The sequence below is a fragment of the Ensifer canadensis genome (genome assembly GCF_017488845.2).
In the GTDB taxonomy this organism is placed as follows: domain Bacteria; phylum Pseudomonadota; class Alphaproteobacteria; order Rhizobiales; family Rhizobiaceae; genus Ensifer; species Ensifer canadensis.
Map to the genome: position 1 here is coordinate 3,287,501 of NZ_CP083370.1, position 15,524 is coordinate 3,303,024.

Here is a 15,524-nt window from a genome sequence, read left to right on the forward strand (position 1 = left end):
AACCAAAACCAGAATCATTGGCCAATCGGTCAAAAAGCGTTGCCAAGAGCCAGGGAACCGCGGAAGGGATCTGGCCGGCAGCCGATTATGGCCGCAGCGCCAGACCACCTGGCACCACCGCCAACACTCGCTCGCGGCTGAAACACCCCCGGTTCTCCCGCACGATCTGCGTCAGAAACTCGCGCACCGCCCTCACCCGCGGCACGGCAATCAAGTCGCGGTGGCAGATCATCCAATAGGTCCGCTTCAACTCGATCTCGTCGGGCAGCACGATCTCAATGTCCTTTTCGTCGCGCGCCATAAAATGCGGCAGCACACAGAGGCCAAGCCCTTGGCGTACGGCCTTCAGCTGCGTGAGGATGCTGGAACTCTGAAAATGCGCCCTGAGGCCCGGCTGGATCTCGCCGAGATAATCGAGCCCGGGCGCGAAGATCATGTCTTCGATGTAACCCACGAAACGATGGGCAGCGAGATCGTTGCGGCTCCTGATCGGCGGATGACTGGCGAGATAGCTGCGGGAACCATAGACATGCAGCGTATAGGGTGTCAGCACCTCTGAATGGTAAGGGCCGGCCTTTGGCGCCGTCAGCGCCACCGACAGATCCGCCTCCTTGCGCGACAGCGACATGATCTGCTGGATCGCCACCAGCTCCAGCGAAATGTTGGGGTAGGTCGCGGCGAAGCTCGAAAGCCTGTCCGACAGGAAGAAGTTACCGAAACCTTCGAGTGTGCTCAGCCTGACGACGCCGCGCTGCGCCGTCAGGCCGTCGCTGATATCGAGCTGCAGCTGCTCGGTCTCGCGCTCGATGCGCTCGGCGGTCTCGACGAACCGCTGGCCGATCGCCGTCAGCACGTAGCCGCGCGGATTGCGCTCGAACAGCTTGACCTTGAGCGCAAATTCCAGCCGGTCGATCCGACGGGAAACCGTCGCGTGGCTGGTGCGCAACCGCCTTGCCGCGGTCGACAATTGCCCGGTGCGGGCGACCGCCAGAAAGAACTGCAGGTCGTCCCAGGTGAAGTTCGGATTCATCTCGCTGCCCCCATCTGTTCGAAAATGAACAGACCCTGTTTGCAATTTACGGGCAGCAGCGCTTGCGTCCAAGCGAATTTTTCCGGATTGTATCGTCGGAGCCGACATCTGAGGAGCATGTCTGGCCAAATTTGAACAGAACGGGACCGATGGTCCGGCAACGCCATGCGCTTGCCGGAGCCGAGCGGGATTTCGCATGGTTTGTGCCGGACTGATGACCCTTGGAGGAGGACACGATGACGAAGAAACTGCTTACCGCATTTGCCATGATGCTTGCCAGCAGCACCGCGGCGCTCGCCGATGCATCCGACGGCAAGGTCAAGATCGGCATCTTGAACGACCAGTCCGGCGTCTATGCCGATTTCGGCGGCAAATCCTCCTACGAGGCAGCGCTGATGGCGGTCGAGGATTTCGGCGGCAAGGTTCTGGGTGTGCCGGTGGAAGTGATTACCGCCGACCACCAGAACAAGGCCGACATCGCCTCCAACATCGCCCGGCAATGGTACGACACCGAGCAGGTCGACAGCATCATGGAGCTGACGAGTTCTTCGGTCGGCCTCGCCGTCCAGGCACTGTCGAAGGAAAAGAAGAAGATCACCATCAATACCGGCGCTGCCACCACAGAGCTTACCGGCAAGCAATGCTCGCCCTATGGTTTCCACTGGGCCTATGACACCCATGCGCTTGCGGTCGGCACCGGTGGCGCGCTGGTCAAGCAGGGCGGCGACAGCTGGTTCTTCCTGACCGCCGACTACGCCTTCGGTTACTCGCTCGAGGAAAACACCGGCAACTACGTCAAGGAAAACGGCGGCACCGTCGTCGGCTCGGTTCGCCATCCGCTGGCGACCACCGACTTCTCATCCTTCCTGTTGCAGGCGCAGTCTTCCGGCGCCAAGGTCATCGGCCTCGCCAATGCCGGCCTCGATACCTCCAACGCCATCAAGCAGGCCGCCGAATTCGGCATCGTCCAGGGCGGCCAGCGCCTGGCGGCCTTGCTCTTCACGCTCGCGGAAGTCCATGGCCTCGGCCTTGAAGCGGCACAGGGGTTGACGCTGACCGAAGGCTTCTACTGGAACCGCAACGAGGAAACGGCAAAATTCGGCAAGCGCTTCATGGAGCGCACCGGCAAGATGCCGAACATGGTCCATGCCGGCACCTATTCCGCCGTGCTTTCCTATCTGAAGGCGATCGAAAAGGCCGGCAGCGATGACGGCGATGCCGTTTCGAAGGAACTGCGTGCGCTGCCCGTCAACGACGTCTTTGCCGAAAACGGCAAGGTCGCCGAGAACGGCCGCATGATCCACGACATGTATCTCTTGGAAGTGAAAAAGCCGGACGAAAGCAAGGAGCCCTGGGACTATTTCAAAGTGCTCGCCACCATCCCCGGTTCCGACGCCTTCATCGATCCGGCCAAGAGCGGCTGCGACCTCGTGAAGTCGTGAGCGGTCGGATCGCGATGACCGCTGTCTTGCCAGAACAGAATGGAGCGCCGCGGGTGGTTTTGTCCGCCCGCGGTCTCCGTCGCGATTTCGGCGGTTTCACCGCCGTCAACAACGTCAACCTCGACGTCCACGATGCACGGGTCCACGCACTGATCGGTCCGAACGGCGCCGGCAAGACGACCGTCTTCAACCTTCTGACCAAGTTCCTGCAGCCGACCGACGGCACGATCACGCTGCTCGGCGAAGACATCACCCGCATGGCGCCGGACAAGGTGGCGCGCATGGGGCTGGTGCGCTCGTTCCAGATCTCGGCGGTGTTTCCGCATATGAGCGTGCTCGAAAATGTGCGGGTGGCGCTGCAGCGGCCGAACGGACTTGCCACCCAGTTCTGGAAGCCGATGTCGGCGCTCGACGGGCTGACGGCAAAGGCCGATCATCTCATCCGCTCCGTTGGTCTCGATAAGGAAAGAAACGCGGTTGCCGCCGATCTTTCCTATGGCCGCAAGCGGGTGCTGGAGATCGCCACCACGCTGGCGCTCGACCCGAAGGTTCTCTTGCTCGACGAGCCGATGGCCGGCATGGGCCACGAGGATGTCGGCATGGTGGCCGAGATCATCCGCGAGGTGGCGCGCGAACGCGCCGTGCTGATGGTCGAGCACAATCTTTCCGTCGTCTCGACCCTTTGCCACCACGTCACCGTGCTGCAGCGGGGAGAAATCCTCGCCGAGGGCGACTATGCAGAAGTGTCGGCCGACCCGCGGGTGCGCACCGCCTACATGGGCACCGAGGAGGCTTGAGATGAAACCGCTGCTGAAAGTCTCCGGCCTCAACGCCTGGTACGGCGAAAGCCACATCCTGCACGGCGTCGACATGACGGTCGGCGAAGGCGAGATGGTCACCCTGCTCGGGCGCAACGGCGTCGGCAAGACCACCACCCTGCGCTCGATCATGGGAATCGTGCGCAATCGCAAGGGCGCGATCGATTTTTCTGGCGAGGACCTGATCAAGGTTCCGCTGCACCGGGTCGCCCATCGCGGCCTCGGCTTCATCCCCGAGGAGCGCGGCATCTTCTCGACGCTCTCGGTCTATGAAAACCTGCTGCTGCCGCCGGCCGTGGCCAAGGGCGGCATGACGGTCGACGAAATCTTCGAGCTTTTTCCCAATCTGCACGAGCGCCGCAACAGCCCGGGCACCAAGCTTTCCGGCGGCGAACAGCAGATGCTGGCGATTGCCCGGATCTTGAGAACCGGCGTGCGCATGATGCTGCTCGACGAACCGACCGAGGGACTCGCCCCGGTCATCGTCCAGCGCATCGGCGACGTGCTCAAGACATTGAAGGAGCGCGGCATGACCGTTCTTCTGGTCGAACAGAACTTCCGCTTCGCCAGCAAGGTTGCCGACCGTTTCTACCTGATGGATCATGGCCGCATGGTCGGCGAGTTTCCGGTCTCGGAGCTCTCCGATCGCATGGGCATGCTGCATGACGTGCTGGGGGTCTGAGCCATGACCATGATCTTTGGAATTCCACTGCAAGCCTTCCTCGGCCAACTGCTGATCGGCCTGATCAACGGCTCGTTCTATGCACTCCTGAGCCTCGGCCTTGCGATCATCTTCGGCCTCTTGCGCGTCATCAACTTCGCTCACGGCGCGCAATACATGCTCGGCGCCTTCTTCGCCTGGATGCTGCTTTCCTATTTCGGCATCGGCTACTGGCCGGCGCTGATCGTGGCACCGCTTGCCGTCGGGCTTGTCGGCGCCGTCATCGAGCGCACGATGCTGAGAAGGCTCTACACGCTCGATCCGCTTTATGGCCTGCTCTTCACCTTCGGCCTGGCGCTGACGATCGAAGGCACCTTTCGCTATCTCTATGGCGCTTCGGGCCAGCCCTATGCCACGCCGGCAGCCCTTGCCGGCGGCACCAATCTCGGCTTCATGTTCCTGCCCGTCTATCGCGGCTGGGTGATCGCCTTCTCGCTCGTCGTCTGCATCGGCACCTGGCTGGTGATCGAAAAGACCAAGCTCGGCTCCTATCTGCGGGCGGCGACAGAAAACCCTATTCTCGTCCAGTCCTTCGGCATCAACGTGCCGTTCCTGTTGACGCTCACCTACGCGCTGGGGGCTGCACTTGCCGCCCTTGCCGGGGTGCTTGCGGCGCCGATCTACCAGGTCTCGCCGTTGATGGGATCGAACATCATTATCGTCGTCTTCGCCGTGGTGGTGGTCGGCGGTATGGGCTCGATCATGGGAGCAATCATCACCGGCTATCTGCTTGGCGTTGCCGAGGGGTTGACCAAGGTGTTCTACCCCGAAGCCTCCAACATCGTGATCTTCGTGATCATGGCCATCGTTCTCCTGATACGGCCGGCAGGCCTCTTCGGCCGGGATGTTTGATATGACACTGACACTCGATATCGATAAGCCCAGGGAAAAGAAGCCGGTCGTCGCACAAACGATCTTCCTGGCGGCGGGTCTTGCGCTGCTGGTGCTCGCCCCTCTGTTCTTCTATCCCGTATTCCTGATGAAGCTGCTGTGCTTCGCGCTCTTTGCCTGCGCCTTCAACCTGCTGCTCGGTTACACCGGCCTCTTGTCCTTCGGACACGCGGCCTTCTTCGGCGGCGCCGCCTATTTCACCGCCCATGCGGTGAAGGAATGGGGGCTGCCGCCGGAACTCGGCATTCTCGTCGGTGTCGCAGGAGCCGCGTTTCTTGGCGCGATCATCGGTTTCCTCGCTATCCGCAGGCAGGGCATCTACTTCGCCATGATCACGCTGGCGCTGGCGCAGATGTTCTATTTCTTCTGCCTGCAGGCCGAGTTTACCAAGGGCGAGGACGGCATCCAGTCCGTGCCGCGCGGCCATCTCTTCGGCTTCATCGATCTCAGCCAGTCGGCGAACATGTATTACTTCGTGCTCGGAGTCTTCATCATCGGCGTGGCGATCATCTGGCGGATCATTCACTCGCCCTTCGGCATGATCCTGAAATCGATCAGGGAGAACGAGACGCGCGCCGTGTCGCTCGGCTACTCCGTGCGCAACTACAAGCTTGCGGCCTTCGTCATGTCGGCGGCACTCACCGGCCTTGCCGGCGGCGTGAAGGCGCTGGTCTTCCAGTTCGCGACGCTGACCGACGTCAGCTGGCAGATGTCCGGTGAGGTCATCCTCATGACGCTGCTCGGCGGTATCGGCACGCTGATCGGACCGCTGTTCGGCGCCGGCCTGGTCGTGACCTTGCAGAACTATCTCGCGACCTCCGAATTCCCGGTCACCATCATTACCGGCCTGGTCTTCATGGTCTGCGTGCTGCTCTTCCGGCGCGGTATCGTCGGCGAGTTCTATAATTCGAGGCTCGGCCGCAAGCTCGGCTTTGAACATCGACACTGAGCATTTCCAGGAAAAGTGCGAAGCGGTTTTCCGTCAGGAAATGCGTAAAAACAGAGAGCTAGAGCGTTTCCGCGACGCCGTTTAACCGGAAACGCTCTCTAGACAGGTCGGAGACATTGGCTCACGGCCGGACCGGGCATCGACAAGAGAGTGATGAGCCCATGGACACGTTCGACTATATCGTCGTCGGAGCGGGTAGCGCCGGTTGCGTTCTGGCCAACCGCCTTTCCGAAAACCCGGATCGCCGCGTCCTGCTGCTCGAGGCCGGCGGCAGCGACAACTATCACTGGATCCACATTCCGGTCGGCTATCTCTATTGCATCAACAACCCCCGCACCGACTGGTGTTTCACCACAGCTGCAGAAGAAGGGTTGAACGGTCGTGCTCTCGGCTACCCGCGTGGCAAGGTGCTCGGCGGCTGCTCGTCGATCAACGGCATGATCTACATGCGTGGCCAGGCGCGCGACTACGATCACTGGCGCCAGCTCCGGTGCACCGGTTGGGGCTGGGATGACGTCCTTCCGCACTTCCGCAAATCGGAAGACCACTATCGCGGCGCCGACGAAATGCATGGCGCCGGCGGCGAGTGGCGGGTAGAGAAGGCGCGCGTTCGCTGGGCCGTGCTTGACGCTTTCCAGAAGGCAGCGACCGAGGCCGGCATCCCGGAAACGCCCGATTTCAACCGCGGCAATAATGAAGGCTCCGGCTATTTCGACGTCAACCAGCGTTCCGGCATCCGCTGGAACACGGCAAAGGCGTTTCTGCGGCCCGCACGCGGCCGGAGCAATCTCACCATTCTGACCAAGGCGCATGTCCGGCGGCTGGTGATCGAGGAAGGTCGCATCGCCGGCGTCGAATTCCAGCACGATGGTTTGGTCAAGCGTGTTCGTTGTCGCCGCGAAACCGTTCTTTCGGCGGGCGCCATCGGCTCGCCGCAGATCTTGGAGCTTTCCGGTGTTGGCCGGGGCAATGTCCTGAGGGATAATGGGATCGAGGTCCGGCACGAGTTGGCCGGCGTCGGCGAAAACCTGCAGGATCATCTGCAACTGCGCCTCGCCTACAAGGTGACCGGGGTGCCGACCCTGAACGAGAAGGCAAGCACGTTTCTCGGCAAGGCGGCGATCGGCCTCGAATATCTCGCCAGGCGCTCAGGCCCGATGGCCATGGCACCGAGCCAGCTCGGCATCTTCACCCGTTCCGGCCCCGAGAAGGAAACGCCGGACCTGCAATATCACGTCCAGCCGGTGACGCTCGAAAAGTTCGGCGAGCCGGTTCATCCCTTTCCGGCGATTACCGCCAGCGTCTGCAATCTTCGCCCCGAAAGCCGGGGGTCGGTGCATCTCAAAGGGCCCGATTTCGCCGCAGCACCCGACATTCGCCCGCGCTATCTGACGGCAGAGGCCGACCGCGATGTCGCGGTCCGTTCCATTCGCCTGACGCGTCGCATCGTCAGCCAGCCATCCTTCGCCCGTTTCAACCCGACCGAGTTCAAGCCGGGACCTTCCTATGAGAGCGACGAGGATCTGCGGCGTGCTGCCGGCGATATCGGCACGACGATCTTCCACCCGGTCGGCACCTGCCGGATGGGCGCGGATCCGGAAAGCGTCGTCGACCCGGAATTGCGGCTGCGTGGCCTGCAAGGCCTGCGGATTGCCGATGCCTCGATCATGCCGACAATCACCTCGGGCAACACCAATTCGCCGACGATCATGATCGCCGAAAAAGCGGCGACGATGATCCTGGAAGCCAACCGCTGAGGGCTTTTCCGGGCCGATTTCACCGTCGGGATTACGGTAAACCAGGCCAAAAGCGACTCGAAAACCTTAAATTCCGGGACCGGAACCTCTATATGAGCCCGTGAAGGCCTCATGGGCCCAAGCACAATACAAGGGGTTTGAATGGCAATGCAGCGTTTTGGACGAGCTCTGGCGATGATGGCGATCGGTCTCACTGTCGCGCTCACGGTTGTGGATGTCGCCGAGGCCCGGCGCTCGGGCGGCGGCTTCGGCAGCCGTGGCACGCGCACCTTTTCGCAGCCGCCAGCCACCCGCACCGCGCCGACAAACGCGGCACCGATCGACCGCACGATGACGCCGCGCCAGGACGCCGGCCCAACGACGACCAATCCCGGGGCAGCTCAGACGCGCCCCGCCGGCGCCAACACGCCCAACGCACGGCCCGGCTTCTTCAGCGGCTTCGGTGGTTCGCTCCTCGGTGGCCTCATGGTCGGCGGCCTGATCGGCATGCTGATGGGCGGCGGCTTCGGCGGTGCTGCCGGCTTCCTCGGCCTGATCGTGCAGATGCTGTTGATCGGTGGCGTGATCATGCTCGCTATGCGCTTCTTCGGCCGCAACCGCCAGCCGGCCTATGCCGGTCCGTCCGAGCGTTCGTCGGCCCACTCGCCTTCGACTGGCGTACCGTCGTTCAAGATCCCGAGCATCGGCGGTGGCCAGGCAGGCGGCCAATCGAATGCACGCCCGACCGTCGTACCGACACCAGCCCCCGTCACCGACGGCCCGGCCGATGAAATCGGTGTCGGCCAGTCCGATCTCGAACAGTTCGAGAAGATGCTGAAGGACGTTCAAGCAGCCTATGCGGCAGAGGACTACGGCACCCTGCGTCGTTTGACGACGCCGGAAGCCATGTCCTACCTGGCCGAAGAACTCAGCGACAACGCCACCAGCGGCGTCAAGAACGACGTCACCGAAGTCCATCTCGTCCAGGGCGATGTCGCCGAGGCCTGGTCGGAAAACGGCACCGACTTCGCGACCGTCGCCATGCGCTACGAGAGCATCGACGTCATGCGCGACCGTACGACCGGCAAGGTGATCAGCGGCGATCCGGACAACCTGACCGAAGCCGTCGAGCTTTGGACCTTCGTACGCAAGCCCGAAGGCGAATGGCAGGTGTCGGCGATCCAGGGCGTCGGGCACGCCTGATAGCGCCAACAATCCAAAACCTTTGAGACCCGGCCGGCCCATCCGACCGGGTCTTTTTTTGCGCTTGCGACACCGCCCGACTCTAGCGCGCGACGGGGTGAAGCGCAGGCCCACCTGGTTCGTGCAAGGACGCAGACGAGTGATAACTCCGCATCAGCCCGCAACCGGCTCCTCATCGCCGAGAAGGCGCTCGATCAGCGTCCGCAACCAGCGATGCCCCAGATCGCCGTCGCGACGACGATGCCAGATCTGCTCGAAGTCGAACAGCGGAATGGCAAAGGGCGGCTCGAAGACGACCAGCCCGTGACCGTCCCCCTGTGGAAGGATGCGGCGCGCCACGGTCAGGACAAGATCCGTGCCGCGCACCAAGCCCGGTGCGACGCTCCAATGCGGAACCGCAAGACAGATGCGGCGCGTCTTGCCGGTCGCCGCGAGCGCAAGATCGATCTCGTTGCCGGCGTCGCCACGCAATGACACCAGCACATGCGGTCGGGCGAGATAGTCACCAAGATCGATGGCCAGCGATCCGCCAAGCTGTGACGCGTCGGCAAGGCAGGCAAAGCTTTCCCGAAAGAGCAACGATGATCGGATGCCTCCGCCGTGCGTCGGGAACACGCCCAGCGCCAGATCGATCTCGCCGTCCACCACCTGCGACGCCATGACCTCGCGGCTCGCCTGGCTGACGATCAGATCGATATATGGTGCCTCGGCCCGCAGGGTCGCCATCAGCTTCGGCAGCAGAACGGCAGCCCCGTAATCCGACATTGCCAATCGGAACACATGCCGCTCCGTTGCGGGATCAAAACCTGCGGGCGCAAGCAACGACCGCACGCGACCCATGGCCTCCACGAGCCGTGGCGCGAGCTCAAGCGCCCGTATGGTCGGCTCCAGCCGCCCGCCGTGGCGCACCAGCAGGGGATCATCGAAGAGTTCGCGCAAGCGCGCCAGCGCATGGCTGACCGCAGGCTGGCTCTTGTTCAGACGGACTGCCGCACGCGAGACATGGCGCTCAGTCAGCAACGCATCGAGCACGACCAGCAGGTTCAGATCGATTCCAGTCAGATTATTCATTCAACGAATATAGATCGTGCGAACTGCGAATTTCCATTCTTCATTTGGATGATGAACCATCGGGCGGTCAAACAGATCGGAATATTGTCATGCCAAATGCCGGATCACTCCTCCTCATCCTCGCCGCTGTCTTCGCCGGAGCCGTCGTGCCGTTCCAGCCCGGCGCCAACGCCATGCTTGGCCGGTTAATCGGTCATCCCCTCTGGGCGACGGTCGTTTCGCTCGGCGCCAGCCTCGCCCTCATCATTCCCATCATGATCGCCGTTCGCGTACCGATGCCAACGCTCGGTGAGACACTGAAGGGTCCCTGGTGGATCTGGATCGGCGGCCGTCATCTACATCACTGCCGCACTGCTGCTCGCCCCAAAACTCGGCGCCGCCAGTTTCATTGTCGCGGTGATCGCCGGACAGATGGCGGTCTCTGTCGTCATCGATCATTTCGGCCTGATGGGCTTTCCGGAAAAGCCGGTCAGCCTCGCCCGCCTCGTCGGCGTTGCGCTGATCATCGGCGGTATGGTCATCACGCAAATTGCAAGCACCATGCCCGCGCTGGCAAGCCAGGCCCGGTGAGCATGCACGCCTCCAACCACAATTCTTGTCGCTGACCCCGCAAGCATGTTAACACACGGTCATGTCGACCGAACCACACCTGATGGCGTGACGAGCCCCGCAAGGCGGGGCTTGCAGCAGCGAGCCCAAAGTCGCCCGTGTCTCACGGGCTGGTCTTCGTTGATTCGATTGATCTCCTTCTCCTAGATCGACGGCACGGCCCAACGACAGGTCGCCACGATGATCGGGAGCGCGAGGCAATCGACTGCCATTCGGGCTCGTTATGACATCGCCATCCCCCTGGAAATCGGCCGACTTCCGGCGCGTCGGGTTCGCTCTCGCCTTTTATTCCTTCTGCTCGTGGATGCTGGTCGCAGCACTGCCACTTCTCGTCGCCCAACGGTTCGGCACCGGCACAGACCTTGTCGGCAGCCTTGCGCTGCGGCTCGCACCGCGCATCCTGTTTGCCCCGGCTGCCGCCAGCCTGATCCGCCGCGCGGGCTCTCGGCTGCCCGTTGGTGCGGGGCTGATCGTCACTGCATTGTGCCTCTTCGCCCTTGCCGGCGTCGAACACGCAGGCACGCTTCAGATGGTGGTTCTGACAATCGGCTTTGCAGACACGATTGTCGTTCCAGGCCTGCTGGCGTTGCGCGCCGCCGCCGTGCCTTCCGGCCGCAATATGGAAGCCAACACGACGTTTCAGACGATCGATCGTCTCGCCAAAATCTTTGGCCCGCCGACGGCAGGTCTCATGCTGACGGTTATATCCCCTGCCCTCACCTTCCTTGCGCTTGCAGCCGGCCACCTCGTGGCCGCGTTCGCCCTTTGCCGGGGCGTTGCAACACCGGAGCAGATGCGGGTCAAACGGGAGCCAGCCGCTCGATCCGGTCTTTTCCGAGAGGCCGCGGCGACCATGCGCGAGAACCCGGTTCTTTGGGTACTCGTCCTGCCTGCTCTCGGCTACATGATTTCTCTCGGCGCGCTGCAGCCCTTCCTGTTCTGGCTCAATCACGACCAGTTCGGGCTTGGCGCCGCCACGTGGACCGTGCTGCTTGCAGCGCAAGGGACGGGTGCCGTCATCGGCGCGCTGGTCTCAAACCGCCTGGCGCGAACGCTGATCGATACACACTCGCTGCTGATGGCCTATCTCGTCGCAAGCCTTCTCGAAGGCGTGACGACGCTTGCGCTGGTCTTCGCCCCGACCCATGCGTTGGCGACGGTGGTGCTGATCATCGGCGGCATACCGGAGATGGTGGCTTTTGCCGCCTATTTCACGCTGCTCCAGCAGCGGCTGAACCTTGAGCGCCAGGCCGTCTTCTATGCGCTGAGCCTGCCGTTGATGGATCTGTTCATGGTGGCGGGCGTCCTCGCCGGCACCTTGCACAGCGGCGGCTGGATGACGCTTCGGCAGTTCTGGTTCGTCGCCAGTGCCGGCGCTATCCTTCCCGTTCTTCCGTTTCTTGCCTTCAGACCTTGCCGAAGATCGTAAGGGCCTGAACCGAAAGCGACATGGCCCAGAAAAAGTATGGCCGGCGGCTGGCGCGATCGCCACCGTGCGGGTCATACTCTCCCGGGCTGAAATGAGGGCACGGGCATGCGAGACAAACTATTCATTGACGGAAAATGGGAGAAACCCCGCCGCGGCGGTATGCTCGACGTGATCGATCCGGCAACGGAGGAGGTCATCCACCGCGTGCCGGCCGCCACCTACGACGATATCGACCGCGCCGTCAAAGCTGCCCGCATCGCCTTCGACAGCGGCCCATGGCCGAAGCTTACCGGCACGGAGCGGGCCGTCTATCTCCGCGCGATTGCCGAGAAGATCGAGGAAAGACGCCATGCGCTGGCGCATCTCGAAGTCACCGATAACGGCAAGCCGCTGCCGGAAGCACTGTGGGATATCGACGATGCCGCCGGGTGCTTCCGCTACTATGCCGGGCTTGCCGAGGAACTCGACGCCAACCCGGAGGAAACGATCGCCGTCGGCGACACCAGGTTCAGAGCCCGTGCCATCCGCGAACCCCTCGGCATCGTCGGCGCGATCACGCCCTGGAACTATCCGTTGCTGATGGTTTCCTGGAAGGTGGCGCCGGCGCTTGCCGCCGGCTGCACCATGGTGCTGAAACCGTCCGAGCTGACGCCGCTGACGGCTCTGGAACTGGGCGCAATCGCCGAGGAGGTCGAGCTTCCGCCCGGCGTGCTCAACATCGTCACCGGCACCGGCCAGGATGCCGGCCAGCCGCTGACCGAGCACCCGCTGGTCGACAAACTCGCCTTTACCGGCTCGGTACCGACAGGGCGAAAGGTGATGATGGCCGGCGCCCAGGACATCAAGAACATCAGCCTCGAGCTTGGCGGCAAGTCGCCCTTCGTGGTCTTTGCCGACAGCGATATCGAAAAGGCCGTCGAATGGATCATGTTCGGCATCTTTTGGAACCAGGGGCAGGTCTGCTCGGCAACCTCGCGCGTGCTCATCGAGGAACCGATCTACGATACCGTCGTCAAAAGGCTCTGCGAAGAGGCGGGCAAGATCACCATCGGCAACGGCCTCGACGAGGGCACATTGCTCGGGCCAATCGTTTCCAAGGGACAATATGACAAGATCCTGACCGCGATCGACCGCGCCCGCCAGGACGGCGCCACCATCGCGGCGGGCGGCGGCAGGCCCGCCGGTTTCAACAGCGGTTACTTCATCGAGCCGACCGTTTTGACCGACATGAGCGAAGACAGCTATGTCTGGCGCGAGGAGATCTTCGGGCCTGTCGTCTGCGTCAAGCCGTTCGCGGACGAGGCCGATGCGGTGCGCATGGCCAACGACAGCCGCTTCGGCCTTGCCGCGGCGGTCATGTCCGAGGACAAGGAGCGCTGCGAACGCGTCGCCCGGGCGCTACGCGCTGGCATCATCTGGATCAACTGCTCGCAACCGACCTTCCCCGAGGCGCCCTGGGGCGGCTACAAGCAATCGGGTATCGGTCGCGAACTCGGTCGCTGGGGCCTTTCCAACTATCTGGAGACCAAGCAGATCACCAGCTTCGATACCGACGAGCCGTGGGGCTGGTACATCAAGGCGTAGAGCGCCCCGCAGCACGGCGTCGGCCGCCAAGGACAGCGTCAAATTCCCTTCATGCGGCTATGGAATAAGCCAGATGACGGCAGCATCATGCCGCGGGGCTGCCGCATTGCGCGATTTGCGCGCTGGAGGGATGCGATGAACAGATCAACTGGCGACTTCGAAGGACAGGATTGGCTCGAGGCGGAACTCGCCGATACGCTCGATGAAGACTATGAACTCGAGCTTTCCGAGCCGGCGCTTTCGGAAGAGATCCGCAAGATCTACCGCAAGAGCCACCCGCCGTCGCTGCCACGCATCGACTATTTCCGCGCTCTGATCGCGCTGCAGTCCGAGCTGATCAAGCTGCAGGACTGGGTCGTGCACCACAAGGAAAAGGTCGTGGTGATCTTCGAGGGGCGCGATTCCGCCGGCAAGGGCGGCGTGATCAAGCGCATCACCCAGCGGCTCAATCCGCGTGTCGTCAGGGTCGCGGCCTTGCCCGCCCCATCGGACCGCGAAAAGACCCAGTGGTATTTCCAGCGCTACGTGCCGCATCTACCGGCCGGCGGCGAGATCGTGCTGTTCGACCGCTCCTGGTACAATCGCTCCGGCGTCGAGCGCGTCATGGGCTTTGCCAGCGAAGACCAGGTCGAGCAGTTCTTCAACGACGTGCCGGAGTTCGAGCGCATGCTGGTGCGCTCCGGCATCCGGCTGGTCAAATACTGGTTCTCGATCACCGACGAGGAGCAGCAGATGCGCTTCCTGGTGCGCATCCACGACCCGCTGAAGCAGTGGAAGCTGTCACCGATGGATCTGCAATCGCGCGTGCGCTGGGAGGCCTATACCAAGGCCAAGGAAGAGACCTTCGCCAGAACGAACATCCCCGAGGCGCCGTGGCACATCGTCGAAGGCAACGACAAGAAGCGGGCGCGGCTGAACTGTATGGACCACCTGCTGCAGCAGATCCCCTATGAGGATGTGCCGCACGAGGAGATCACCCTGCCGGAGCGGGTGTTCAACCCGGACTACGAACGCAAGGTGCTGCCGCCTGAACTCTACGTGCCGTCAAAATACTAAGGCGACGTCAACGCGAAATGGCGCAGGCCTGGCTTTCCGGGCCTGCGCACTTGCAAACACCCCGTGGAAATCGGACAGTCCGTGAAACGACAGTTTCATGGAATTGGCAATGAGTCCCAAAGAGCGATCCTTCCTCACTCGCGTTCGTCAGGTCCTGCCGGAACTCCATCCGGCAGAGCGACGCCTTGGAGACTTTCTCTGCGACTTTCCCGGCGAGGTCGCCAGCTATTCCGCCCAGGAGCTGGCGGCACTGGCGCATGTGTCGAAGGCCACCGTATCGCGTTTCATCCAGCGGCTCGGCTATGAAAACTACGAAGAGGCGCGCCGCCATGCGCGCGCCGACAAGCAGACGGGATCACGGCTCTTCCTGGCGACAAGCGCCGATACGGCCGGCGAGCAATCCGTTACCGCCCATGTGGCCCAAGGGGTCGCCAATATCGAGGCGACCTTCCTTGCGATATCGGAAACACAGATCAACGCTGCGTCGGCAGCGCTGTTGAAGGCACGCAAGGTCTGGGTCATCGGCTTTCGTGCCAGCCACTCCTTCGCCACCTATCTGCAATGGCAGCTGACGCAGGTGATCGAGAACATCTCGGCCATTCCCGGAGGCGGCCAGACGCTGGGCGAACATCTCGTCAGCTTCACGCCCGACGACGTCGTCATCGTCTTCGGCCTGCGCCGCCGCATCGCCCTGATGGATGCGCTCATCAACCAGGTGGAAAAATCCGGTGCCCGCCTGCTTTATATCACCGACGAGGGCGTGCCCTTCCTCAGCCAGGCCGAGTGGCATTTCCGCTGCCAGACGCTGGCACCCGGGCCGCTCTTCAACCACGTCTCGGTCATGGCGCTCTGCCATCTGCTGACGACGCGTTGCATCGAAACGGCAGGCATCAGCGGCCGCAACCGTCTGCGCGGCATCGAAGCGTTAAACGACGCGCTCGAAGAGCTGTGATCGTTGTTTGGGCATCTGCCTGAAACAGCAGTG

General features: G+C 62.6%; 13 protein-coding genes and 1 pseudogene. 12 read left to right on the plus strand and 2 right to left on the minus strand.

Annotation, left to right across the window (positions count from 1 at the left end; genetic code table 11):
• Nucleotides 1-85: 85 nt before the first annotated feature.
• Nucleotides 86-1,030: a LysR family transcriptional regulator gene (locus J3R84_RS16015; protein WP_025424977.1), complete on the minus strand. Its 945-nt coding sequence runs from the start codon at nt 1,028-1,030 to the stop codon at nt 86-88.
• Nucleotides 1,031-1,266: 236 nt separating this feature from the next.
• Here J3R84_RS16015 and J3R84_RS16020 point away from each other — a divergent pair, with 236 nt between their 5' ends.
• The 7 genes from J3R84_RS16020 to J3R84_RS16050 all read left to right on the plus strand — a co-directional run bounded on the left by J3R84_RS16020 (nt 1,267) and on the right by J3R84_RS16050 (nt 8,790).
• Nucleotides 1,267-2,472: an ABC transporter substrate-binding protein gene (locus J3R84_RS16020; protein WP_025424978.1), complete on the plus strand. Its 1,206-nt coding sequence runs from the start codon at nt 1,267-1,269 to the stop codon at nt 2,470-2,472.
• Between the two features lie 14 nt (nt 2,473-2,486).
• A complete protein-coding gene (locus tag J3R84_RS16025; protein WP_025424979.1) occupies nt 2,487-3,269 on the plus strand; it encodes an ABC transporter ATP-binding protein in 783 nt (260 codons plus the stop codon).
• 1 nt (nt 3,270) lies between these two features.
• Complete coding sequence (locus J3R84_RS16030; RefSeq protein ID WP_025424980.1) at nt 3,271-3,972, plus strand: ABC transporter ATP-binding protein; 702 nt, start codon at nt 3,271-3,273, stop codon at nt 3,970-3,972.
• Between the two features lie 3 nt (nt 3,973-3,975).
• Complete coding sequence (locus J3R84_RS16035; RefSeq protein WP_025424981.1) at nt 3,976-4,863, plus strand: branched-chain amino acid ABC transporter permease; 888 nt, start codon at nt 3,976-3,978, stop codon at nt 4,861-4,863.
• 1 nt (nt 4,864) lies between these two features.
• The gene (locus J3R84_RS16040) at nt 4,865-5,851 is read left to right on the plus strand and encodes a branched-chain amino acid ABC transporter permease (protein ID WP_107027569.1); all 987 of its coding nucleotides are present in this window, start codon (nt 4,865-4,867) and stop codon (nt 5,849-5,851) included.
• 161 nt (nt 5,852-6,012) lie between these two features.
• A complete protein-coding gene (locus tag J3R84_RS16045) occupies nt 6,013-7,608 on the plus strand; it encodes a GMC family oxidoreductase (RefSeq protein WP_025424983.1) in 1,596 nt (531 codons plus the stop codon).
• 141 nt (nt 7,609-7,749) lie between these two features.
• A complete protein-coding gene (locus J3R84_RS16050) occupies nt 7,750-8,790 on the plus strand; it encodes a Tim44 domain-containing protein (RefSeq protein WP_025424984.1) in 1,041 nt (346 codons plus the stop codon).
• Between the two features lie 153 nt (nt 8,791-8,943).
• On the opposite strand, the gene J3R84_RS16055 is transcribed toward J3R84_RS16050, so the two are convergent.
• Nucleotides 8,944-9,861 (minus strand): LysR family transcriptional regulator, encoded by a 918-nt coding sequence (locus tag J3R84_RS16055; RefSeq protein ID WP_025424985.1) that lies wholly within the window; start codon nt 9,859-9,861, stop codon nt 8,944-8,946.
• 89 nt (nt 9,862-9,950) lie between these two features.
• Here J3R84_RS16055 and J3R84_RS16060 point away from each other — a divergent pair.
• The 5 genes and pseudogenes from J3R84_RS16060 (at nt 9,951) to J3R84_RS16080 (ending at nt 15,491) form a co-directional block, all read left to right on the plus strand.
• Nucleotides 9,951-10,431 (plus strand): annotated as a pseudogene (locus J3R84_RS16060) (DMT family transporter).
• Between the two features lie 262 nt (nt 10,432-10,693).
• Nucleotides 10,694-11,899 (plus strand): MFS transporter, encoded by a 1,206-nt coding sequence (locus J3R84_RS16065; RefSeq protein WP_057218335.1) that lies wholly within the window; start codon nt 10,694-10,696, stop codon nt 11,897-11,899.
• Between the two features lie 105 nt (nt 11,900-12,004).
• The gene (locus tag J3R84_RS16070) at nt 12,005-13,483 is read left to right on the plus strand and encodes an aldehyde dehydrogenase family protein (RefSeq protein ID WP_025424987.1); all 1,479 of its coding nucleotides are present in this window, start codon (nt 12,005-12,007) and stop codon (nt 13,481-13,483) included.
• 135 nt (nt 13,484-13,618) lie between these two features.
• Nucleotides 13,619-14,539: a polyphosphate kinase 2 gene (gene ppk2, locus J3R84_RS16075; RefSeq protein WP_025424988.1), complete on the plus strand. Its 921-nt coding sequence runs from the start codon at nt 13,619-13,621 to the stop codon at nt 14,537-14,539.
• A gap of 109 nt (nt 14,540-14,648) precedes the next feature.
• Nucleotides 14,649-15,491 (plus strand): MurR/RpiR family transcriptional regulator, encoded by an 843-nt coding sequence (locus J3R84_RS16080; RefSeq protein ID WP_025424989.1) that lies wholly within the window; start codon nt 14,649-14,651, stop codon nt 15,489-15,491.
• The last annotated feature ends 33 nt before the right edge of the window (nt 15,492-15,524 follow it).